This is a genomic window from Pseudomonas sp., assembly GCF_049300855.1.
Lineage (GTDB): Bacteria > Pseudomonadota > Gammaproteobacteria > Pseudomonadales > Pseudomonadaceae > Aquipseudomonas.
The window spans coordinates 232731-256187 of sequence record NZ_JBAQKH010000029.1 but is presented as its reverse complement, the minus strand read 5'-3'; the positions used below and the strand labels follow the sequence as shown (position 1 = coordinate 256187).

The window sequence follows — 23457 nt, the reverse complement described above, 5'->3', positions numbered from 1 at the left end:
TCCGGGAACTTGTGGCTATGCGCCACTTACTCATGCAAGAGCCCGGTAGTTTTGATCGGCCGACGCACCTGAATTTCCATTTTTGAGAGACCCATTATGTCCACCCCAGCGTCCACCATCCTTGTAGTCGAAGACGATGACATCGTACGCATGCTGATCGTCGATGTGCTGGAGGAACTGGAGTTCAAGGTGTTGGAGGCGGATGGCGGCGAGCAGGCATTGGCAATTCTCAATGACGCGACCAAGCACATTGACTTGATGATGACCGATGTCGGCCTGCCGGGCATGGATGGCCGCGAACTCGCCACTGAAGCACGCAAACTGCGCCCTGAACTGCCGATCCTGTTCGCCAGTGGCTACGCTGAATCCATAGAAGTGCCGGCGGACATGCATGTCATCGGCAAGCCCTTCTCGATTGATCTGTTGCGCGACAAAGTCAAAGGCATTCTTGCCGAATAATCCACAAGCCGGGTCCTGCCCGGCTTGCTGTTTTCAGTGAGAATGTTTTGTCATGTCGAGCAACAAGGTGCCTTGCAGAAATTGCCCTTGCGCGGTGTTCTTCAAGGCATTGCGCAAAGCGGCAAGGTTGAAACTGAACACCGCATAGTCGGTTTCTCGTTGATGCAGCATCGCCACGGCCACCGAATAAGACTCCGCATTCAGCAGCGCGGGGTTTTTACGAACGATCGTTCGCCGCGCGTTAAAACCTTCCTCAAACTCTTCGAACCCCGGGGGGTATGCCAGTCGGTAATGCGGATTAGACAGGTTCTTGGGGTGTGCCTTTTTTGCGTCCCGCGCCAGTTCAACCAAGCCGATGACGTCATAATCGGCCGATAATTTGGCGGCCGAGGTCTCGCAGTAATACAGATCCAGCGTATCAGGCGCCCCGTGAGCCATTTCGTGAATCAGTACGTCACTGAGCCGGGCATCATCGTAGTTCGCCAAGCGGTAATGGTCATCCAGTACTTCGGGATAGATATCGATAAACTTTTGCGCGTTACCTTTCAGCGGGGCGCCCGTCTGTATCCCCGTTTTCCAACGCTTGTAAGCCGCCGGGCGCAACGCCGCCAAAGCGTTTCCCTCAGATCGGCGGAATGACATATTGGCCAGCGTCACCCGGTCAAGATCCATCCGCATCGCGCGCAAATTATCGCCAACCAGCGTCAGCGCTTCGTCGGCGTCACTGCCGAACAGGCACTTCACCATATCGCGGATCTCTTTTTCTTGAGAGTTCCTCACAAGCTGCGTGATGGCGTTATCAAGTTTGTCTTTCGCATGAGGAATCGCTTTTTTAACGTAAGCGCGGGTATAGCTGTGGGGCTTGGGTTTGCGGAACCACCGCAACGGTGAAAAATCGGCCAGTTTCAGATTCTTCAGCCTTGGGCCCCAAGCGCCACCGGTGCGCAGGTTCAATGCATACCATTGACTGTTGCGTTGCAACACCGCCAGATCGATTGCCTCGACCGCATTCTCGGCGGCCCGCCAAGTGCCGTGGTTCACATCAGTGTGGCGGACGGCCTGGATCAGATCGTAAGCATGACCGCCGCCCGTGAGCGCACGCAATTGCCCGGTTCCCGCCTGCACGGCATTGGCGCCGTACTCCCCCAGCAGCAACAAACCCCGCTGAACCTTGCGTACACCTTTCCAGGCCAGTGTCGGCAAACCATCGATTGGATTGATCAGCGAGACCACTACGCGACCTACCGATTTGGCGATGCTTAACAGCTTGGCGGTGGTCGAGCCGGTTTTCGCCAGAACATTGATCGCGGTCGCCCCCAGACCGATCAGCAAGCCCAATATCGACAACCCATCCAGAATGCAGCCACCGATACCTTCGGACACGCTGGCAGGACGCCCGGAGCGTATGTCTTCGACGCATTTCTTGAACGGCACGATCAGGTTGATGAACGCCGTTTCGGCCATCTCCCGGCCGGTGCGCAGTTGCTGCAGTTCCGTCTGAGTGTTTAACGCCGCATACAACTCCTCGCGGGTGGCCAGCGGGTGATGGGTCATCAGGAAGTCGGCCAGACTGCTCAGTTGCGGGGAGAAAAACAATGAAACCGGACGCACATCGGTCGTGTTCAAGCTCATCTGCCAAAGCTTTTCCACTACCACGCTGGAGGTCACATCGCTGCGCGCCTCACTGCCCTCCCGGTAAGCGGCAAAATCCAGTGGCCACTGACGCTGCGGATTTTTCGCCTGAAAATCGCTCTTGTTCCCGACATAGCCCAGCGTAGACAGGTCGTTGATGATGCCCGTGCTTTGCAGCATCGCCGCGACTTGCGCAGCTTCGCGACAGACACCCCGCAGCGTGAACAACTCGTAACAGCGAACGCTGCCACCGTTCTCACTGCAAATGAGCAAACCGTAACGCCCTCTCGCCTCGTCCCGGTGATCCTGGGTTTCTTCGAAAGCATTCAAATCATTGACTGATTTGCGCACGGTATAAAAGCTCAAACTGCCGTTGCACAACACTAGCCGGTCGGCTTCCGGCAGATTGCTGATGGCCATTTTTATGACCGACGACAAACTCTCTTGCGAACTTTCGTAATATTTTTCAAAAGCGTCATCGAAGACTTCATCGATCGCCGGCACTTCAGCAATGCGCTTGAAGGCATCAGCGGGGACTTCAAGATTGCTTTTGGTTGTAAATCTGCTGGTCAATTCCCCGTCCTCCAGCAGATCGCCGGACAGGTAGAGATCGAGAATAGAGAAGCGCATCCGCAGCAACCGTGACAGCGCCGCTTCGCTGAGGCCCAGTTGATCGACAGCAACGTCGTAGCTTTCGCCAATCACCCCGCCAGGGCTTGCGAAACTGAATGCTTCCAGCCAGCTTTTCTCGCGGATGGAATCCACATAGTTGAACCCGTAAGCGTTGTATTCAAGGTACTCACCTTTTGGCAAAAACCGCTGCAACGTACTCAACGCCAACTTTCGCTTGTCGGGCGGCACGGCCAGCAAACCTGTTTCGGATTTGTGCAGCGCCTCTATATAGCGCTCAAAGTAACCGCTTGCGGCCTTGAACACCTGTGGGTCGTATTGTCGTTGTGGACTGTAAGCAATCACGCCATTCATGACCGCCCAATTGATAATCGGCAAGACCGCCGCCCATGCGTGCAATACGCCTTGCTCAGCCGTCACCGGCAGCAACTGCGAGAAGGCGATGATTTGCGTGTAGGACATTGAGCGGGTTGCTCCGGGCGCGGCAATTTCGATGAGCGCTACCGCTTGCGCCAGAACAACGTGGCCGGGCTTGTCCAGGGTCATTTCGGCTGGCGTGCCGAGTACCAGCAGTTCAGGTGCCGTCGCCGCGAGACAGAGGTGGACAGCCAGCGGCGCGTTTGCGTCGTCGCAGGCGCCCTCGGCGATCAGATGCTGCTCCAGCGTTTCCCGCACCTGAGCCGCCGTGCACAACGCATTCCCCGGCTGGTACACGTCGTAACCGAGAATGTCGTGTTTGTCCCGCTCGGGCACCCATTCGAGAATCAGCGCGGCGACGACCAACTGGCGAATCTGTCGGTCGGCGACCTCAGGATTTTCTGTCTCCAGGTGCCATTGCAGCCGCTCATGCAGCACCTGCCCCAACGCCTTGGCCCTGCTCCTACCGAGCAGTGACTGGACAAACGTTGCCGCGTGTTCACGCCGCTCAATCAGCGGAAGCAGATCGAAGTTCTGCACATTCAAATAGTGCAGCAGACCGAATTTGCCATCAGTTGTTTCTGCACACACCTGCCTGATAATCCGGCGGTCCGCGTCCGACAAGTAAAAAGGCGAATCCTCGGTGGCTGCCAGCAACTCATGGTAATCACCCAACTCCGGGGCGGGCGGTAACTTGAAGTTCAGAAACGCCAGCAGATTGCTGGTCTCCGCGATATCGCTCGGCACGTGGTAATGGTTGAAGCGCAGCCACTGGTGAACACAAATCACCTCGCCGGAAAACAGATAACCGCCGGTTTGCGCCGCACACTCGGCCAGCATGCCCAGCTCTTCGCCCACCATGGCCGAATCAGCCTGACCGTAAGAAAGCGGGCTTCGATGGTAATCAATCTGCAGGAAAAACCCGGGTTGCTCATCGAAGCCGATCAAGGCGTTATCCAGCAGCGCATTGACCTGGTGGATAGCCAAGGCGTCAATCGATTTAAGCAGTGCAATGCGCGCGGGCTCATTGATTTCATCGAACGTTGAATCCGCAACTCTGGAGATAAACAAGGATTGCAGATCAATACTCGCCGTATCCAAACGGTCGGTGATGGTCTCGCTCAATATTTTGATGATGCTGTGTTTCTCTTGCTGATCAGCAAGCTGACGTTTTTCAATACGATCAACGAGAGCCGTTCGTGAATCAACATCAGATGTTTTCTCAAGCAATAACGTTGCCATCAACTTCGACCTTATTAATATTATCTTGAATAAGTTCAGCGCAAAAAGCCTGATAAGCAAAGCGCTCTGCACTGCAACTATGAGCAGCCGAAGGATATGCAGAATTTCTTTTAATCAACAGCACCACTGAGTTTCAAATTATGAGGAAACTAAAAGTTCTTCTTCGCCAACAGAAAGACAATAGTTATTAGCATTCTTTACATCGCCGCCCTCTTTAAAATGGACATTGGATAATCCGATTGACGCATGGCTGCACCTGACCACGACCACTGTGGTTTAATTGCGCGCTTTTTTGCGCCACCCTCCAAGGAACATGCTTCATGACTCAGCCCTGCGCCACCAAAGTCCTGGTCATCGGTTACGTCTGGCCCGAGCCTCGCTCTTCGGCGGCCAGCGGCCACGTCATGCAGATCCTCGAAACGTTCTTGCAGCAAGGCTGGGACATCACCTTCAGCAGCCCTGCCGGCCCCGGCGAGCACAAGGCGGATTTGGCGGCGCTGGGTATTCGTGAAGTGCCGATCGAACTCAACAACAGCAGCTTCGATGCGTTCATCAGTGAACTGGCACCGGATATCGTCCTGTTCGACCAATTCATGATGGAAGAACAATTCGGCTGGCGCGTCGAGAAACACTGCCCCGATGCCCTGCGCGTTCTGGAAACTTCAGACCTGCAAAGCCTGCGTCACGCCCGCCATCAGCGGCTCAAGGAGCGCTTGAAAGCCAATGCTGACCAGGATGACTTCAGCGAACTGTTTGCGCCGGCACTGCGCGAAGAGTTCGAACTGATGGCCGACACCGATCTGGCCAAACGTGAAGTCGCCGCGCTGTACCGCTGCGATCTGAACCTGATGATTTCCGAGGTGGAGATCGATTTGCTGGTCGAGCAGTTCGGCTTGCCGCGCCAACAATTGCATTGGTGCCCGCTGATGGTTGATCTGCCAACGGCCCCACCCAAGGCATTCGCCGAGCGCGCGCACTTTCTCAGCATCGGCAACTTTCGGCATGCGCCCAATTGGGACGCGGTGCTCTGGCTGAAATCCACGGTATGGCCGCTGATTCGCCAGCAATTGCCGCAGGCCCAACTGCACATCTATGGCGCCTACACACCGCCCAAAGCCACGGCACTGCACAATGCCGCGCAGGGTTTTCATGTGTTGAACTGGGCTGAAGATGCACTGGAGGTCATGTCCGCGACGCGGGTATGTCTGGCGCCCCTGCGGTTTGGTGCCGGCATCAAGGGCAAACTGCTCGATGCCATGCTGTGCGGCACGCCCAGTGTTACCACGCCGATTGGCGCTGAGGGCATGCACGGCGAGGCCGAATGGCCGGGTTCCGTCACGCGCAGTGCCAGCGAATTCGCCGATCATGCGGTGCAGCTTTATCAGGACGAACCCCGATGGCAGGCCGCGCAACAGGCCGCCAACACGTTGCTCGGTGAGCGCTACCAGCGTGCCAAACATGGTCCGGCGCTGATCGAAAAACTGCGACTCTGCCAACAACATCTACCCGCACTTCGAGCCGATAATTTTACCGGCAGCATGCTGCGCCACCATTTCCACAAGAGCACGCAATACATGTCTCAGTGGATTGAAGCAAAAAACCGCAACGCTTGATCCAGCGTCACACAAGCCGGGCAAGGTCCGGCCTGTCAGCGTCATGTCAGCACCAGCGATATTGGGTACTGAATGAACTGGTTATCAGCCGTCACTTCGAGTGCACGCTCGATTTCAAACATGTTCTGATAAAACTCCACAGCGTTGGTTTTACGCTGATTCAGCAGACTTGCCGCCAATGCATACGACTGCGCATTCAATAATGCAGGATGGCTGCGAATGATCGACGGTCGACCTGATAACGTCCCCTCGAATTCCCTGAATCCCTCTGCATGAGCCATCCGCAGATGCGGATTGAGCACGTTGTCCGGGTGCGCGCCGCGGGCATCGCGGGCGAGTTCAAGCAAACCGGTGATATCAAACTCGGCCGGTGATCGATCGACAAGGGCACGACTGTAATAAAGATCCAGTGCCTGCGGCGCGCCGTGAGCCATTTCATGGATCACTACATCGCTCAACAGCGCATCACCCGGATCGACATAATTGAGCACGCGATAGTAGTCATCCAGTTGTTCGGGATAGATGTCGAGAAACTTCCTGGCCTCTCCCTGCAGTTCGTTCCCGGTTTCGATCGCGCTCTTCCAGCGCTTGTAAGCGGCCGGGCGCAACGCCGCCAAAACCCCGCGGTTGCCTTGCTTGAAGGCAACGTTGGCCAAGGTCACCGAGTCGAGGTCTTTGCGCATGGCGGACAGGTTTTCGAAAATCATTTTCAGCGCAGCGGTGCTATCGCTGCCGAACAGATACCTCATCAAATCCCGGACCTCCTCGCCGGGTGAACCGATGAACTGCGAGAGGGCGTTATCGAGTTTGCGCCTGGCAAGACGTAGCGCGTTTTTGACGTAGGAGCGCGTAAAGCTAAAGTCCTTGACCTTGAAGAACCACCGCGCAGGCGGCAAACCGAGCAGCTCGTGATATTTCACCCGCCAATTCCAGCTGCCATTGACAAGTTCGCTCATCGCATACCAATGCACATCTTCTTGCAGCACCGCCAGATTGACCGCGTCAAGCCGTTTACCCGGGTTACCGGGGGACGACTCGACAAGTCGCCCAGCCTGAGTCAAATCGTCGGCCCGCCTCGCGCCAGTCAATTTGCGCAACTGCCCGGTGGCCGTGTGGGCGGCACCGACCGCACCTTCGCTGAGCAACAGCAGGCCTCGCGGAACCTTGCGTACCCCTTTCCAAACCAACGTCGGCAAGCCATCGACCGGGTTGGCCAGTGCCGTGACGACGCGCCCGCCAGCTTTGGCAATGCTCAGTATTTTTGCCGTCGTTGAACCGGTTTTGGCGATCACACTGACCACCGTGGCGCCCAGACCGATCAGCAACCCAAGCACCGCCAAGCCGTCCAGGATGCAGCCACCAATGCCCTCGACGACCCGTGGCGCATTAGCCGTTTTGATGTCTTCAACGCACCGTTTAAAGGGGACCACCAGGTCTAAAAATGCGTTCTGCAGGTGTTCCTTGCTGATGCGCCACTGTTCCAGTTCTGTGCGCGGAGTCAGCGCGTCGTACAGCGCCTGACGAGGTGCGACGGGATGATGGGTCATGATGAGATCGGCGAGATTTTGCAATTGCGCTGAAAAAAACAACGCTACAGGCCGGATATCCTCGGCCTGCATGCCGACTTGCCAGAGTTTCTCGACGACGACTCTGGACACTTCACCGCTGCGTGGTTCGCTGCCGTCACGGTACGCCGCAAAATCCAGAGGCCACACGTGCCAGCGGTTTTTCGCCTGATAGGCCGTGTTGCCACGGACAAAGGAAAGGCTCGGTACATCATGGATGATGCCGCTGCTTTGCAGCATGCCCACGAATTCCGGACGCTCGCGACAGACGCCGCGCAAAGTGAATAACTCATAGCAACGATGCTCGTTCCCGTAGGTGCTGCAGAGGATCAGTCCATAGCGCCCTTTCGTCTCATCCCGTTGCCTTTGAGTTTCTGCGCCGGGAATGAAATGACTCGTCTGCTGGCGAACCGTATACAGACTCAAATTGCCATTGTTAAGCGCCTGCCTGTCGGACTCCGGCAAACTGGCAATGGTCATTTTGATCACCGACGCCAGACTTTCCTGCACCTGCTGGTAGTACTGTTCGAAGGCTGCTTCGTACAGAGTGTCGAGTGCGGGTAGTTCAGACAACTCGGCAAATGCGCCGGCAGGTGGCATGAAATTGTCGCGCGTCTTGAACCGGCCGGAAAGTTGCCCGTTTTCGAGCAAATCACCGGATACGTACAAATCTACAAGGGAGAAGCGCAGACGGAGCAACTGCGACAGTTGAATCTCATCGATCCCCGCTTCACTGACCGCGTAGTTATAGACTTCTGCAACACTACCGAAGGGACTGCCAAGTTCGAGCGCGTCGAGCCAGGTCCTTTCGTTCATCGAGCCCTGATAGCTGAACTTGAATGCCTTTTGTTCCAGGTAATCACCCTTCGGCATGACCTTTGTCAGCTCGGCCAGAGCGAGTTTTCGGCGATCCGGGGGCGCAGCGGTCAAGCCGTGTTCGGACTGATGCAGCGCCTCTATGTACCGTGTGAAGTACGTCGTGGCGCTGAGCAAAGTGTCCTTGTCGTAGTCTTTGTCAGCGCGATAAGGGATCACCCTGTTCAACACGGCCCAATGGATGATCGGCATGACGGCCGTCAATTCGTGCAGTTGCTGTAGCTCAAGCGTTACTGGCGAGAGTTGCGAAAACGCCATGATTTGCGCATAGGTCAGCAACCGTGTTGCGCCTGGCGCCGTCAGTTCGATCAACGCCACGGCTTGTGTCAAAGCCAGCCAGAGCGGTTTGTCCAGCGACAGGCCGAGCGGCGTGTCCTTGACGACATACTCTGGTGCGCTGCCGCAAAGCAAAAGATACGCGGCCAACGGGGCGTGGTCGGCATCGACCCGGCCGTTTTCGACCAGATAACGCTCCAGATCTTCCTGGACTTGCTGCGCCGTCCACTGAGCAGCGTCCGGCCGGTAAACCTCATAACCGGCGTCGGGCAGTATTCCCTGCGCTGGGCTCAGGCTGATGATCAGTGCCGCGGCGACCATGAGTGTGCGCTGGCGCTCGATGGTTGCCCGGTCATCCGTCGCAAGGTGCCAGCCAAGACGCTCATGCAGCGCCTTGCCGAGTGCCCTCGCCCTCGGTCGATTCAGCAATGCGTGCAGTAAAGTCGCCGCGTGCCGGCGCCGATCATCGATCGCAATCAAATTGAAATTCTGCACATTGAGAAACTGCCACACGCTGGCGCTACCGGATGCCGACTCTGCGCACACCGCCCTGATCATCGAGCGGTCTGCCGCCGACAGGTGAAACGCTGCATCCACAGGTGTTCTCAGCAGTTCATGGAAGTCGCCCAGAGGCGGACTGGGCGGCAGCTTGAACTGCAGAAACGCAATCAGGTTTTTCGTGTCGGCGACCTGGCTCGGCACAATGAACTGTTCAAATCGCAGCCACTGCGCCACGCCGATCACCTCACCGGATAACACATAGCCGCCAGTGAGCGCCGCACAGGCCGCTAACGTTTCCAGTTCGTCTTCATCGGCTGCGCAACTGACAGGCGTCGTCGACAACGGCAATTGATGGCCGTCAATCACGGCAAACAATCGGGCTTTAAGGTCGACGCCGATCAAGGTCTCGGCTGCCAGGGCGTTTTTTTTGCGGATCCCATGTTCGTCGATCATCGCCAACAACGCCCTGCGCGCGGGCGCATGAATGGCATCCAGCGCAGAGCCTTTGACTCGCGCAACAAATAGCGCCTGCACATCCACATACGCCGCGTCTGTTTTTTGCGCGACGGCCTCAGTGAGTGCGCTGACGACACGGTGTTTTTCCTGCTCGCGCGCGGACGCTGCGAATGTCGCGTGAAGATCGATGCCGGGCAAATTTCCATATAACGAAGGCGTCATAAATGTTTCATCCTGAACGAGGTACGCCCTTACATCTCATCATGCCAGTGAACACTCCTTGTTCACTTCCAGCACAACGACGGGAAACGCCAGAATAGTAATATTGTTCAACACAACAAAAGCAAAGATTAATTCAAATTATTATCAACATGCATTTAATCCATTCCAGGAAAATAACAAACCGCACACTTCACCAACACCAACCCTCATCAAAATGTAATCTCCAATGACTACATTACTTGCATCAAAACAAACATTGGCGCATTCAACAATCCATCTTATAAAACCCTCCGACACTTATATTTATATCGCAAGGAGGATGTGCAAGATGAACAACTACAGTCGAGACGAACTCGCAACGCACCAATGGATGGCTGCAACGGCGGAGCTGGACAATCTCAAACTGACTGAACTGACACTGCCAGGCACGCACAATGCCGGCTGTGACCGGGAAGCTTCTTACCCATTGATCCCCGGGAAAAACTGGCTCGCCTGCCAGGACGTGTCGTTCTACTCACAACTGAATCGCGGTGCCCGGGCGCTGGACCTTCGATTGGTTTACGACGACAAGGGCCGGGGTTTCGAGAAGTTCCGTTTCCAGCACGACAACTATCGCTCCAGCCGTCACTTGGGAGATCTGGTCCGCGACATAAAGGCGTTTTTTGAAAGGAGTCCGAATGAGTTCATCATTCTCGACTTTCATGAACTCGCCTCGGGCGATAGTGCGTTTAATCATGCAGAGTTCAAACAGTTGATGTTGACGCACCTCGGCGCACGCTTGATTCCGGAAAACCATCGGCACCTGACGCTTGGCCAACTCAAGGACATCAGCCCGTTACAACGCCTCCTGCTGGCTGCGCCGTTGCCCTGGAATGTGCGTGACGATCACTTTCACAAGCAGATCAGTCATCAGTGGATCGGCGAGTCACTGGTCAGTGCATCCGACCTGCAAGCCTATATCACGGAGGTTTTAAGTGACCCGCCCGGTCAGTGGCAGCTGTGGTCGCTATCGGCCACCGCTTATCACGGGTTGTACGGCCCCCTGCGGATTCTGCAAGAACTGGACGGCTGGTTCGATCCCGCCACGTCCGACTGGGCGAAAAAGTGCAACATCATCAACTTCGACTTCATTAAAAACTCCGACATCGTGCATTTTTGTCGCTTGGCCAATCTGCAAAAAGCCGAGGCCAAGACCCCGTTAGTGCTGACCGCCCGCGCAGTGTGAGAGCGCCGACAGGGTTAGCCACGGCGAACTGGCGCATTGCACGCCAAACGAGGCATGATCGGCAGGCGATAACAAAAAAAGAACTCCGTCATGACTCGAACTGCCCGCGTGACCGACCCTTCCTATGAGTTGATGGATGACCACAACGGGTTGTCCATCATCTACCGTCAGCACGGCTTTCCTTGCCCGTTGGTGCGCTGGCACTTTCACAAGGAGTACGAACTGCACCTGATCGTTGCCAGCTCCGGCAAGGTGTTCATCGGCGATTACATCGGCAACTTCTATCCCGAAACGCTGTTTTTGACCGGTCCGAATCTGCCGCACAACTGGATCAGCCAGGTGGCGGAAGACGAAGTGGTCGAGAAGCGCGACATGCTGGTCAACTTCACCGATGAGTTGTTCGAAAGCGGGCATCAAGTGTTCGCTGAACTGAAAACACTGGCGCCGCTGCTCGAACGCGCGCAGTACGGCATCGAGTTCCGCAGCAAACACACAATCCGTCATGCCATGACGTTGATGCAACGGATTGCCGACTCCAAAGGCATCACCCGCCTCGGGCACTTTTTTATTCTGATGGAGTTGCTCGCGGCGTGTGACGACTATCACCTGTTGTCCGGCGCGACCACGCCGCAACTGGCTGACGAGCACAATATCGACCGCACCAACCGCGCGGTCGATTACATCTTCACGCATTACGCCCGGGAGATAACCCTGGAAGAAGTGGCCGAGCATCTGGGCATGAAACCAACGTACTTCAGTCGGGTGTTCAAACAAGCCACGGGGCGCAACTTCATCGAGTTCGTCAATCGACTGCGCATCAGCAAGTCGTGCGAACTGTTGGCCGATGGCGACAAACCGGTGACCGAGGTGTGTTTTGAGTCCGGGTTCAACAACATCTCCAATTTCAATCGGCGCTTTCAGCAGCTCAAGGGCATGACGCCATCGCACTATCGACGCTTGGCGGTGCAGCGCCTGACCGAACAAAACCACGGCTGACGCCCCACATTCTTGTAGGAGTGCTGTGCAATGCTCGGAAACCTGTACGTATTCAATCACTGCCCATCGCTGTAAAGCCCTTCCCTGCGTTAACCCCGCCAAACCCCAGTGCAAAAAAGTATCGATTCAAGTGCTAGGGATGATTTGTCAGTCGGCCAATTGAAGGCTGTAATCAGTGCACATTCTTCCTGCCCCGGAAGACACAAAAACAATAACTGTCCTTCTGCCTCCCACCGGACGCAGAAAAGGAGTGCACGATGCAACCCACTGCAAAAGCTCTGCTTGCCCTCACCTGCATGACCCTCAGCAGCGTCAGCCTTGGCGCCCAGACCCTGACCATCGCCACCGTCAACAACAGCGACATGATCCGCATGCAAAAGCTCTCGAAAACCTTCGAGAGCGAGCATCCGGACATCAAGCTCAATTGGGTGGTGCTGGAAGAAAACGTTCTGCGGCAACGCTTGACCACCGACATCGCCACTCAGGGTGGCCAGTTCGATGTGTTGACCATCGGCATGTACGAAGCGGCACTGTGGGGGGCCAAGGGTTGGCTGGAGCCGATGAAGGATCTGCCGGCCAGTTACGCGCTCGACGATGTGTTCCCGTCGGTGCGCGAAGGCCTGTCGGTCAAGGGTTCGCTGTACGCCCTGCCGTTCTATGCGGAAAGCTCGATCACCTACTACCGCACCGATCTGTTCAAGGATGCCGGCCTGACCATGCCCGAGCGTCCGACCTGGGAAGAGATCGCCGGGTTCGCCGAAAAGCTCACGAAAAAGGACAAGGAACAATACGGCATCTGCCTGCGCGGCAAGGCCGGCTGGGGCGAGAACATGGCGCTGATCAGCACTGTCGCCAACGCCTATGGCGCACGCTGGTTCGATGAAAAATGGCAGCCGGAATTCACCGGACCAGAGTGGAAAAACGCGCTGAATTTCTACGTCGACACCATGAAAAAATCCGGCCCGCCGGGCGCTTCCAGCAACGGTTTCAACGAGAACCTCGCGCTGTTCAACAGCGGCAAATGCGCGATCTGGGTCGATGCCAGCGTCGCCGGTTCGTTCGTCACCGACAAGACCCAGAGCAAGGTCGCCGATCACGTCGGCTTCACCTTCGCGCCGCATCAAGTCACCGACAAAGGTTCGGCCTGGCTGTACTCATGGGCGCTGGCGATTCCGACCAGTTCCAAAGCCAAAGACGCCGCCAAGGAATTCAGCGCCTGGGCGACCTCCAAAGAATACGGCGAGTTGGTGGCCAAGAATGACGGCATCGCCAACGTTCCGCCGGGCACCCGCGCTTCGACCTACAGCGACGCCTACATGAGCGCGGCGCCGTTCGCCAAGGTCACCCTGGAATCGCTGAAAGCGGCTGACCCGAGCAAACCGACGCTGAAACCGGTGCCGTACATCGGCATTCAACTGGTGACCATTCCTGAATTCCAGGCTGTGGGTACGCAGGTCGGCAAGCTGTTCTCGGCGGCGTTGATCGGTCAGACCACGGTGGATCAAGCCTTGGCCGCTGCGCAGCAAACCACTGAACGCGAGATGAAGCGCGCCGGTTATCCCAAGTAACCGCCACTCAACCTGTGGGAGCTGGCTTGCCAGCGATGAGGCCGGCACATTCAACATTACTGCCGGCTGAACTATCGCTATCGCTGGCAAGCCAGCTCCCACAGGGTCCGCGCCGATGTCAGGAATGTTGTCTTCCTGAACATGTTTCTGCACCCAATTGGTTGTGATCGCCATGAATACTTCAACTGCCAAAGCCCACCTCGACCTGTCGCAGCCTGCGCGCAAGGTCCGCGTACGCAATCCCGGCTGGTTTCTGGTCAGCCCTTCGGTGGCCCTGTTGCTACTGTGGATGATCGTGCCGCTGGGCATGACCATCTACTTCTCGATGATCCGCTACAACCTGCTCTACCCCGGCGAAAACCAGTTCGTCGGGCTGGAAAACTTCACTTACTTTCTGACCGACTCGGGCTTCATGCCCGGCGCCACCAACACGCTGTTGCTGGTCGGCAGCGTGTTGCTGATCAGTGTGGTGTTGGGCGTGTTGATCAGCGCCTTGCTGGAGGCCAGTGAATTCCTCGGGCGTGGCATCGTGCGGGTCATGCTGATTTCGCCGTTTTTCATCATGCCCACGGTCGGCGCGCTGATCTGGAAGAACCTGATTTTCCATCCGGTCTCGGGGATTCTCGCCTACGTCTGGAAGCTGTTCGGTGCCGAGCCGGTGGACTGGCTGGCGCACTACCCGCTGCTGTCGATCATCATCATTGTCTCGTGGCAATGGCTGCCCTTCGCCATCCTGATTCTGATGACGGCCATGCAGTCCCTCGACCAGGAACAGAAAGAAGCCGCGCGCCTGGACGGTGCCGGGCCGATCGCGATCTTCTGGCACCTGACCCTGCCGCATCTGGCGCGGCCGATTGCCGTGGTAGTGATGATCGAAACGATCTTCCTGCTGTCGGTGTTCGCCGAGATTTTCACCACCACCAACGGCGGCCCCGGCTACGCCTCGACCAACCTCGCCTACCTGATCTACAACCAGGCGCTGGTGCAGTTCGACGTCGGCATGGCCTCGGCAGGCGGCTTGATTGCCGTGGTCATCGCCAACATCGCCGCGATCATTCTGGTGCGGATGATCGGCAAAAACCTGACTGACAAAGCCTGAGGCCTGCCATGACTCTCCAACAATCCCGCCGGCTGCAAAGCCTGCTGCTCGGCACCCTGGCCTGGGCCATCGCGATCGTGATTTTCTTCCCGATCTTCTGGATGGTGATGACCAGTTTCAAAACCGAAATCGACGCGTTCGCCACGCCGCCGCAGTTCATCTTCACACCGACGCTGGAGAACTACCTGCACATCAACGAGCGCAGCGACTACTTCAGCTTCGCCTGGAACTCGGTGGTGATTTCCTTCAGCGCCACGGCCCTGTGCCTGTTGATCGCGGTGCCCGCTGCCTACTCGATGGCGTTCTACGAAACCCAGCGCACCAAAGGCACGCTGCTGTGGATGCTCTCGACCAAGATGCTGCCGCCGGTGGGCGTGCTGATGCCGATCTACTTGCTGGCCAAAAGTTTCGGCCTGCTCGACACGCGCATTGCGCTGATCGTGATCTACACGCTGATCAACCTGCCGATCGTGGTCTGGATGGTTTACACCTACTTCAAGGACATCCCCAAAGACATCCTCGAAGCCGCCCGCCTCGATGGCGCCACGCTGTGGCAGGAAATGGTCCGCGTGCTGTTGCCGATCGCCAAGGGCGGCCTCGCCTCGACCGTGCTGCTGTCACTGATCCTGTGCTGGAACGAAGCGTTCTGGTCGCTGAACCTGACCTCGTCGAAAGCCGCGCCACTGACCGCGTTGATCGCCTCGTACTCAAGCCCCGAAGGTTTGTTCTGGGCCAAGTTGTCGGCAGTGTCGACCCTGGCCTGCGCACCGATTCTGATCTTCGGCTGGATCAGCCAGAAACAACTGGTGCGCGGCCTGTCGTTTGGCGCCGTGAAATAACCCGTCCGGTTCATCTGAATAATAAATTGCGGAGGCCCATCATCATGGCCAACCTGAAAATCAAGAATCTGCAAAAAGGCTTCGAAGGTTTCTCGATCATCAAAGGCATCGACCTTGAGGTGAACGACAAGGAATTCGTGGTCTTCGTCGGCCCGTCGGGCTGCGGCAAATCCACCCTGCTGCGGCTGATCGCCGGTCTGGAAGAAGTCAGCGACGGCACCATCGAACTGGATGGCCGCGACATCACCGAAGTCAGCCCGGCCAAGCGCGATCTGGCGATGGTGTTCCAGACCTACGCGTTGTACCCGCACATGACCGTGAAGAAAAACATGTCGTTTGCCCTCGATCTGGCCGGTGTGCCGAAGGCCGAAGTCGAGAAGAAAGTCGGCGAAGCGGCGCGCATCCTCGAGCTCGGGCCGATGCTGGAGCGCAAGCCAAAACAACTTTCCGGTGGCCAGCGTCAGCGCGTTGCGATTGGCCGCGCCATCGTGCGTAATCCAAAAATCTTCCTGTTCGACGAACCGCTGTCCAACCTCGACGCCGCGCTGCGCGTGCAGATGCGTCTGGAACTGCTGCGCCTGCACAAGGACCTGCAAGCGACCATGATCTACGTGACCCACGATCAGGTCGAAGCGATGACCATGGCCGACAAAGTTGTGGTGCTCAACGGCGGCAAGATCGAACAGGTCGGCTCGCCACTGGACCTGTATCACCAACCGGCCAACCTGTTCGTCGCCGGGTTCCTCGGCACGCCAAAAATGGGTTTCCTCAAGGGCAAGATCGCCCGCGTCGATGGCCAGAGCTGCGAAGTGTCGCTGGACGCTGGCACGCGCATCACCCTGCCGTTCAACGCCGCCAATCTGAGTGTCGGCAGCGCCGTGACCCTGGGGATTCGCCCGGAACATCTGGAACTGGCGCAATCCGGCGACTGTACGCTGCAAGTCACCGCCGACGTCAGCGAACGCCTGGGTAGCGACACCTTCTGCCACGTCAGCACCAGCGCCGGCGAAGCCCTGACCATGCGTGTGCGCGGGGATCTGGCCAGCCGTTACGGCGAACAACTGAGCCTGCACCTGGACCCGGCGCACTGCCATTTATTCGATGCCGAAGGTGTCGCGCTGACCCGTCCGCTGCGCGCTGCGGCCTGATTTCGAGAATTCCCGATGAAACTCAACCAACAGAATCTCCATCGTCTGGCCAGCGAAGTGCAACTGCCGGCCTACAGCCTCAGCGACACCCGTCAGGGCATCGCCCACATTGGCGTCGGTGGCTTCCATCGCGCGCATCAGGCGTACTACACCGACGCCTTGATGAACACCGGCGAAGCCCTCGACTGGGCCATTTGTGGCGTCGGCCTGCGCGCCGAAGACCGCCGCGCCCGCGACGACCTCAAGGAACAGGATTACCTGTTCACCCTGTTCGAACTCGGTGACAGCGACGACACCGAAGTCCGTGTGATCGGCGCGATTCGCGACATGCTGCTGGCCGAGGACGGCGCTCAGGCGTTGATCGACAAACTCGCCGACCCGCAGATCCGCATCGTCTCGCTGACCATCACCGAGGGCGGTTATTGCATCGACGACAGCAACGGCGAATTCATGGCGCACCTGCCGCAGATTCAACACGACCTGGCCCACCCGGAAAACCCGAAAACCGTGTTCGGTTTCTTGTGTGCAGCCCTGGAAAAACGCCGGGCGGCAGGTATCCCGGCGTTTACCGTGATGTCTTGCGATAACCTGCCGCACAACGGCGCCGTGACGCGCAAGGCGTTGCTCGCATTTGCCACGCTGCGCAACAGCAACCTGTGCAGCTGGATCGACGCCAACGTCAGTTTCCCCAACGCCATGGTCGACCGCATCACACCCATGACCAGCACCGCGCATCGCTTGCAACTGGCCGATAAACACGGCGTCGACGACGCCTGGCCGGTGGTCTGCGAACCCTTTGTGCAATGGGTGCTGGAGGATAAATTCGTCAACGGTCGCCCGGCTTGGGAAAAGGTCGGCGTGCAGTTCACCGACGATGTTTCGCCCTACGAAGAGATGAAAATCAAACTGCTCAACGGCAGCCACCTGGCGCTGACTTATCTGGGCTTTTTGAAGGGCTATCGGTTTGTTCACGAGACCATGAACGATCCGCTGTTCGTGCGTTATATGCGCGCCTATATGGATCTGGACGTGACCCCACAACTGGCGCCGGTGCCGGGTATTGATCTGACCGATTACAAAAATACGCTGGTGGCGCGCTTCTCCAATCAGGCGATTGCCGATCAACTGGAGCGGGTGTGTTCGGACGGTTCGTCGAAGTTTCCCAAGTTCACCATTCCGACGATCAACCGGTTGATTGCCGATGGGCAGGAGACCAAGCGTGCGGCGTTGGTGGTGGCGGCCTGGGCGCTGTATTTGAAAGGCGTGGATGAAAATGGTGATACCTATTCGATCCCGGATCCACGGGCGACGTTTTGTCAGGCGTTGGTGGCGGACGATGCTTTAATCACCCAGCGGTTGTTGGCGGTCGAAGAGATTTTCGGCACGGCGATCCCGCGTTCGGCGGAGTTTGTGGCGGCGTTTGAGTGGTGCTGCAATAGCTTGCGCGAAGAGGGTGTGACGCGGACGCTGGAACGGATACTCGCCTGAAAAGCCCCTCACCCTAGCCCTCTCCCAAAGGGAGAGGGAACTGACCGAGTGGTTTGTGCACCTTACATCGACCTGAAAGTCCGGAGTCGAACTCAGGATTTGAACAGCTCCGGTTTGAGAGAACCGCAGTCGAACTCAGCTTTTGAACAACCCCGGTTGAGAGAACCGGAGTCGAACTCAGGTTTTGAACAGCCCCCGATCGGCTCCCTTCCCCCTCGCCCCCTTGGGGGAGAGGGCTGGGGTGAGGGGGTAAGCTCTTGATCTTCACCGCAACCCAACGGGTTCACACATGACAACACAACAACTATTCCTAGGCATCGACTGCGGCACCCAAGGCACCAAAGCCATCATCCTCGACGCCGCCAGCGGCCAAGTCCTCGGCCAAGGCGCCGCCGCGCACACAATGATCAGCGCCGCCAACGGTCGCCGCGAGCAGGACCCCCAGCAATGGCTGGAAGCCTTCGCCCTCGCCACTCGCGACGCATTGCTGGCGGCGAATGTCGACGGTCAATCGATCCTCGGCATCGGCGTCTCCGGCCAGCAACACGGTCTGGTCCTGCTCGATGATCAGGGTGAAGTCCTGCGCCCGGCCAAGCTCTGGTGCGACACCGAAACCAGCGCCGAAAACGACCGGCTACTCACTCATCTGGGCGGCGAAAAAGGCTCGCTGGAACGCCTCGGCGTGGTCATCGCCCCGGGCTACACCGTGTCGAAACTGCTCTGGACCAAAGAGCAGCACCCCGTGGTGTTTTCGCGCATCGCCCGCATCCTGCTCCCCCACGACTACCTGAACTTCTGGCTCACCGGCCGCGCCTGCAGTGAATACGGCGACGCTTCCGGCACCGGCTATTTCAACGTGCGCACCCGCCAATGGGACTTGCAACTGCTGCGCGACATCGACGCCAGTGGCCGGTTGCAAGCGGCATTGCCGGAGCTGATTGATGCGCACCAAGCGGTCGGCACAATCCTTCCGGCCATTGCTGAACAGCTCGGCATCAACCCCGACGCGCAGGTTTCCAGCGGCGGTGGCGACAACATGATGGGCGCCATCGGCACCGGCAATATTCAGCCCGGCGCGATCACCATGAGCCTTGGCTCCTCCGGCACCGTTTACGCCTATTCCGAGGTGCCGAAAGTCAGCCCGGATGCCTCGGTCGCGACGTTCTGTTCCTCCAGCGGTGGCTGGTTGCCGCTGATCTGCACCATGAACCTGACCAATGCCACCGGGGCGATTCGTGAACTGTTCGACCTCGATCTGGAGCAGTTCAACCACCTCGTCGCCCAAGCCCCCATCGGCGCCGAGGGCGTAAACATGCTGCCGTTCCTCAACGGCGAACGCGTCCCCGCCCTGCCCCATGCCACCGGCAGCCTGCACGGCTTGACGCTGGACAACCTGACTCAGGCCAATCTGTGCCGCGCCGCCGTCGAAGGCACCACCTTCGGTTTGCGCTACGGGCTGGATTTGCTGCGCCAGAATGGTTTACAAAGCCGCAGCATTTGCCTGATCGGCGGCGGCTCGAAAAGCGCGGTGTGGCGGCAGATCGTCGCCGACATCATGAACACCCCAGTGATCTGCACCGAGCAAAGCGAAGCCGCGGCCCTTGGCGCAGCGATACAAGCGGCGTGGTGCAAATCCTGGTCGAACGGTCACGAAGACAGCCTGGCCGACCTGTGCCAGCGCTGCGTAACGCTGGACCTGAGCAGTGAAACCCTGCCGAACGCCGCCAACGTCGCGGCGTTCCAGCAGGCTTATGAACGCTATCAACAGCATGTCGCAACCCTATAAAGAGCAAACAATTATGTATTTGGTGTGTGGCGAAGCGCTGTTTGATTTTTTCAGTGAAGACGACGCCAGCGGTCAGGCCTCGAAAGTGAATTTCAAGGCGATTGCCGGCGGCTCGCCGTTCAACGTCGCCGTGGGCTTGCGCCGTCTGGGCGTGGACTCGGCCTTGTTTGGCGGGCTCTCCACCGACTACCTCGGCCGGCGCTTGCAGCGAGTGCTGCAGGATGAAGGTGTGCGCCCGGACTATCTGGTGGATTTCGCCGCGCCGACCACCTTGGCCATGGTCGCCGTCGGCGCCAACGGCTCGCCGCACTACAGCTTTCGCGGTGAGGGCTGTGCGGACCGGCAGTTGAGTCTTGCCCATTTGCCAGCGTTGGGTCCCGAGGTGCGCGGTCTGCACATTGGCTCGTTCTCGCTGGTGGTGCAGCCGATCGGCGACACCTTGCTCGCCCTGGTGCAACGTGAAAGCGGCAAACGCCTGATCACCCTCGACCCGAACGTGCGCCTCAATCCCGAGCCGAACATCGACCTGTGGCGCGAGCGCATCGCGGCACTGGTGCAACTGGCGGATCTGATCAAAGTCAGTGACGAAGACTTGAGCCTGCTCTACCCCGAACAGGACCCGCAACGCGTGATCGAGGGCTGGCTCGAACAGCGCTGCCAGATCGTCTTCCTCACCCGCGGTGGCGACGGTGCCAGCGTGTTCAGCCGCCAACACGGCACATGGTCAGTCCCGGCGGCCTCGGTAAAGATCGCCGACACCGTTGGCGCGGGCGATACCTTCCAGGCCGCGCTGATCACCTGGCTGACCGAGCACGGACTGGATTCGGTCGAAGGCGTGCAGCAACTCGCTCGCCAGCAGATCGACGCCATGCTCAACTTCGCCGTGCAAGCTGCCGCGCTGACCTGCAGCAAGACCGGTCCGGATCTGCCCTATCGTCACCAATTGAGCTGAGCGCGTAGACTGTCGGCTTTTTGCGCACGACGGGATAACAGCTTTTGAATTACAGGCAAACGCTTGGACTACTGACACTGGCAACGCTACTGAGCGGGTGCGGCACCTCGCCGCCCCGCTCGCCGGAAGACATTTGCGAAATCTTCCGCGAAAAAAGCGACTGGTACGACGCGGCGCAAGTCACGCAAAAACGCTGGGGCGTGCCGATTCAGCTGCCCTTCGCGATCATGTATCAAGAATCCGGCTACCGCTACGACGCCAAGACCCCGCGCAAATACTTGCTGTGGGTGATCCCGTGGGGCCGCGTCTCGACTGCCTCAGGTTATGCGCAAGCCAAAGATGAAGTCTGGGCCGACTATCAGAAAAGTACTGGCCGCGGCGGCGCCGATCGCGAAGACTTCGACGACGCCATCGACTTCGTCGGCTGGTACATGGACAAGACCTATTCGATCAATGGCGTCTACAAGTACGACGCCTACAACCAATACCTCAACTACCACGAAGGCTGGGGCGGCTTTCGCAACAAGACCTACGCGAGCAAAGCCTGGCTGATGCCGACGGCGCGCAAAGTGCAGAACCGCTCGGACGTGTATGCGCGGCAATATGCCGGGTGCAAGGACGATTTGAATCGGGGGTTCTGGAGCCGGTTCTGGCATTGGTTGTAACAGTTACTTTTCGGTGACTTCAAAGCCGCCATCGCGGGCAAGCCCGCTCCCACAATGATCTGCAGTGAACACAAATCTCGTGAACACCCGCGAAACCTGTGGGAGCGGGCTTGCCCGCGATGACGGCCGATCAGACGCTACAGCGCCACGCCTTACAACACCGAAAAGCTGTAACTCACAATCAACCGGGTCTCATCCACATCCCGGGCAAACTTTTCATAGTTGGTGCGGTAAGTCGCATTGCGCAAACGCAGACTCACATCCTTGAACGTGCCGGTCTGAATCACGTACTTCAACTCGCTGTCGCGCTCCCACTCTTTCCCTTCCTGATCACTGCCCAACACCTTGATGTGGTCACCGTTCACATAACGCGTCAGGAAACTCAAACCATTAATGCCAATGGCCTTGAAGTCATAGTCATAACGCAATTGCCAGGAGCGTTCCTGCGCCGCGGCGAAGTCGTTGACCTGCACGTAGTTGACCAGATACGGGTTACTGCCATCCAGATACGGCATCGAGTTGTCGCCGTTCATGCGCTGCCAACCGGCGCTGAACGTATGACCGCTGTGCGCGTAAGAGAGCATGCCGCTCAACGCACGGTTATCGATGGAACCGGCCTTGGCATCACCGCTGTCGGCACTTTTCAGCACCCGCAGATCAGCTTTAAGTACACCGCCAGCCAACGCTTGATTACCCAATAATCCAATAAAGTGCTGACGATAAATGTCTTCGAGTTCGGCGTAGTGATACTGCGCGGTCAGGCGATCGTTGATCTTGTAATCGAAACCGTACATGTCGAAATGATCGGCAGTAGTGTTGCACGCGTAGCGCTTGTTCTTGCAGTGCACGCGGATGTCTTGCGAATCGGTGGAATCGCGCGCGGTGTACTTGTCCAGACGCGCCGCCATGAAGGTCAGGTCTTTCACCTCTTTAGAAGTGAGCATCGCGCCATTGAACATGGTCGGCAGCAAACGACCGTCGTTGTATTTCAGCAGCGGCAAATCCGGCAGCAGCGCGCCGTACTTCAGCACCGTGTCCGAAACCTTGACCTTGGCGGTCAAACCCATTTTCGCGTACTGGCCCTTCGAGCCGCGCGGGTCGTTGCCGCTCGATGGCAGCAAGCCGCTGTTGCTGCGGTCCGGGCTGGAATCGAGTTGAAAGCCAAGCATGCCCAGCGCATCGATACCAAAACCCACGGTGCCTTCGGTGTAGCCCGATTGCAGATTAAGAATAAAGCCCTGCGCCGACTCTTCACGCTTGGAAGCGCCCTGATCGTTCGTGGTGTGCCCATCACGGAAATCGCGGTTGAAGTACACCGTGCGCGACTCGATTTTCGCCGTGGTGTCTTGAAGAAATCCGCTGGCCTGAACCTGTGCGGTAAAACCTGCGCACAGCACAAAGGCTCCGAAGCCAAACGACTGGCGCGGGGTGATGAGGGGAAATGGGGGACGCATGAAAAACTCCAACATTGCAGCGTTTGCGCACGGGCGCAATAAGCCAGAAAAATAGCTCCCGTCCCGGGTCAGTCTGAACCGGGAAGAAGTGAACACGCAGGGGTGAACGGCGATGGTGGCAGATGGCTTTTACGCATTAAAGGCGACTTTAGTCTGAAACTGACTGCCTATTCCTCTGCACCCATACGCTCGGAGTTACCGGATTTTTGCCCGAGCGCCTCCCCGAACTGCCCGTATTCATTGGTCGAAAGGCGTTGCCTAAGGGTTTTCCCTAGGCATGGATGCACCGGTTCCTACGGCATTTGCGCCTTGAACGAGGCGGTTTAATCCTCCATCATTCGTCCCCTG

Annotated in this window: 15 protein-coding genes; 12 read left to right on the top strand and 3 right to left on the bottom strand. The window is 57.8% G+C overall.

Going from position 1 to position 23457, the window contains the following annotated elements:
- The first annotated feature begins 96 nt into the window (after positions 1 to 96).
- The gene (locus tag WA225_RS16320; RefSeq protein ID WP_422608693.1) at positions 97 to 459 is read left to right on the top strand and encodes a response regulator; all 363 of its coding nucleotides are present in this window, start codon (positions 97 to 99) and stop codon (positions 457 to 459) included.
- 33 nt (positions 460 to 492) lie between these two features.
- Here the strand turns inward: WA225_RS16320 and WA225_RS16315 are convergent, their stop codons facing one another.
- Entirely contained in the window at positions 493 to 4380 is a 3888-nt protein-coding gene (locus tag WA225_RS16315; protein ID WP_422608692.1) for a hypothetical protein, read from the bottom strand.
- Between the two features lie 320 nt (positions 4381 to 4700).
- Between WA225_RS16315 and WA225_RS16310 the strand changes: the two genes are divergently transcribed.
- Positions 4701 to 5993 carry a glycosyltransferase gene (locus tag WA225_RS16310; protein ID WP_422608691.1) on the top strand — a complete coding sequence of 431 codons (1293 nt, stop codon included), beginning with the start codon at positions 4701 to 4703 and terminating at the stop codon, positions 5991 to 5993.
- A gap of 41 nt (positions 5994 to 6034) precedes the next feature.
- Here the strand turns inward: WA225_RS16310 and WA225_RS16305 are convergent, their stop codons facing one another.
- The gene (locus tag WA225_RS16305; RefSeq protein WP_422608690.1) at positions 6035 to 9889 is read right to left on the bottom strand and encodes a hypothetical protein; all 3855 of its coding nucleotides are present in this window, start codon (positions 9887 to 9889) and stop codon (positions 6035 to 6037) included.
- A 226-nt stretch (positions 9890 to 10115) separates the two neighbouring features.
- Between WA225_RS16305 and WA225_RS16300 the strand changes: the two genes are divergently transcribed.
- The 10 genes from WA225_RS16300 to WA225_RS16255 all read left to right on the top strand — a co-directional run bounded on the left by WA225_RS16300 (position 10116) and on the right by WA225_RS16255 (position 21655).
- A complete protein-coding gene (locus tag WA225_RS16300; RefSeq protein WP_422608689.1) occupies positions 10116 to 11114 on the top strand; it encodes a phospholipase in 999 nt (332 codons plus the stop codon).
- A 90-nt stretch (positions 11115 to 11204) separates the two neighbouring features.
- Entirely contained in the window at positions 11205 to 12110 is a 906-nt protein-coding gene (locus WA225_RS16295; RefSeq protein ID WP_422608688.1) for an AraC family transcriptional regulator, read from the top strand.
- 257 nt (positions 12111 to 12367) lie between these two features.
- Positions 12368 to 13678 (top strand): ABC transporter substrate-binding protein, encoded by a 1311-nt coding sequence (locus WA225_RS16290; RefSeq protein ID WP_422608687.1) that lies wholly within the window; start codon positions 12368 to 12370, stop codon positions 13676 to 13678.
- Between the two features lie 172 nt (positions 13679 to 13850).
- A complete protein-coding gene (locus WA225_RS16285; protein WP_422608686.1) occupies positions 13851 to 14777 on the top strand; it encodes a carbohydrate ABC transporter permease in 927 nt (308 codons plus the stop codon).
- A gap of 8 nt (positions 14778 to 14785) precedes the next feature.
- Positions 14786 to 15616: a carbohydrate ABC transporter permease gene (locus WA225_RS16280; RefSeq protein WP_034154211.1), complete on the top strand. Its 831-nt coding sequence runs from the start codon at positions 14786 to 14788 to the stop codon at positions 15614 to 15616.
- A 44-nt stretch (positions 15617 to 15660) separates the two neighbouring features.
- Positions 15661 to 16764 carry an ABC transporter ATP-binding protein gene (locus tag WA225_RS16275; RefSeq protein WP_422608685.1) on the top strand — a complete coding sequence of 368 codons (1104 nt, stop codon included), beginning with the start codon at positions 15661 to 15663 and terminating at the stop codon, positions 16762 to 16764.
- Between the two features lie 15 nt (positions 16765 to 16779).
- Positions 16780 to 18252, top strand: a complete 1473-nt coding sequence (locus WA225_RS16270) for a mannitol dehydrogenase family protein (protein WP_422608684.1) — start codon at positions 16780 to 16782, stop codon at positions 18250 to 18252.
- A 289-nt stretch (positions 18253 to 18541) separates the two neighbouring features.
- The gene (xylB, locus tag WA225_RS16265) at positions 18542 to 20038 is read left to right on the top strand and encodes a xylulokinase (protein ID WP_422608683.1); all 1497 of its coding nucleotides are present in this window, start codon (positions 18542 to 18544) and stop codon (positions 20036 to 20038) included.
- A 13-nt stretch (positions 20039 to 20051) separates the two neighbouring features.
- Positions 20052 to 20990 carry a carbohydrate kinase family protein gene (locus WA225_RS16260; RefSeq protein WP_422608682.1) on the top strand — a complete coding sequence of 313 codons (939 nt, stop codon included), beginning with the start codon at positions 20052 to 20054 and terminating at the stop codon, positions 20988 to 20990.
- 44 nt (positions 20991 to 21034) lie between these two features.
- Complete coding sequence (locus WA225_RS16255) at positions 21035 to 21655, top strand: hypothetical protein (RefSeq protein WP_422608681.1); 621 nt, start codon at positions 21035 to 21037, stop codon at positions 21653 to 21655.
- A 152-nt stretch (positions 21656 to 21807) separates the two neighbouring features.
- On the opposite strand, the gene WA225_RS16250 is transcribed toward WA225_RS16255, so the two are convergent.
- Positions 21808 to 23109 (bottom strand): OprD family porin, encoded by a 1302-nt coding sequence (locus WA225_RS16250; protein ID WP_422608680.1) that lies wholly within the window; start codon positions 23107 to 23109, stop codon positions 21808 to 21810.
- Positions 23110 to 23457 lie beyond the last annotated feature (348 nt).

Excerpts from the sequence above, each read along its gene's own strand:
- WA225_RS16305 (WP_422608690.1), bottom strand. The coding sequence starts at position 9,889 with ATGACGCCTTCGTTATATGGAAATTTGCCCGGCATCGATCTTCACGCG.
- WA225_RS16300 (WP_422608689.1), top strand. The coding sequence starts at position 10,116 with ATGACTACATTACTTGCATCAAAACAAACATTGGCGCATTCAACAATC.
- WA225_RS16290 (WP_422608687.1), top strand. The coding sequence starts at position 12,368 with ATGCAACCCACTGCAAAAGCTCTGCTTGCCCTCACCTGCATGACCCTC.
- xylB (WP_422608683.1), top strand. The coding sequence starts at position 18,542 with ATGACAACACAACAACTATTCCTAGGCATCGACTGCGGCACCCAAGGC.
- WA225_RS16275 (WP_422608685.1), top strand. The coding sequence starts at position 15,661 with ATGGCCAACCTGAAAATCAAGAATCTGCAAAAAGGCTTCGAAGGTTTC.
- WA225_RS16310 (WP_422608691.1), top strand. The coding sequence starts at position 4,701 with ATGACTCAGCCCTGCGCCACCAAAGTCCTGGTCATCGGTTACGTCTGG.
- WA225_RS16295 (WP_422608688.1), top strand. The coding sequence starts at position 11,205 with ATGACTCGAACTGCCCGCGTGACCGACCCTTCCTATGAGTTGATGGAT.
- WA225_RS16250 (WP_422608680.1), bottom strand. The coding sequence starts at position 23,109 with ATGCGTCCCCCATTTCCCCTCATCACCCCGCGCCAGTCGTTTGGCTTC.
- WA225_RS16270 (WP_422608684.1), top strand. The coding sequence starts at position 16,780 with ATGAAACTCAACCAACAGAATCTCCATCGTCTGGCCAGCGAAGTGCAA.
- WA225_RS16320 (WP_422608693.1), top strand. The coding sequence starts at position 97 with ATGTCCACCCCAGCGTCCACCATCCTTGTAGTCGAAGACGATGACATC.
- WA225_RS16280 (WP_034154211.1), top strand. The coding sequence starts at position 14,786 with ATGACTCTCCAACAATCCCGCCGGCTGCAAAGCCTGCTGCTCGGCACC.
- WA225_RS16315 (WP_422608692.1), bottom strand. The coding sequence starts at position 4,380 with ATGGCAACGTTATTGCTTGAGAAAACATCTGATGTTGATTCACGAACG.
- WA225_RS16260 (WP_422608682.1), top strand. The coding sequence starts at position 20,052 with ATGTATTTGGTGTGTGGCGAAGCGCTGTTTGATTTTTTCAGTGAAGAC.
- WA225_RS16285 (WP_422608686.1), top strand. The coding sequence starts at position 13,851 with ATGAATACTTCAACTGCCAAAGCCCACCTCGACCTGTCGCAGCCTGCG.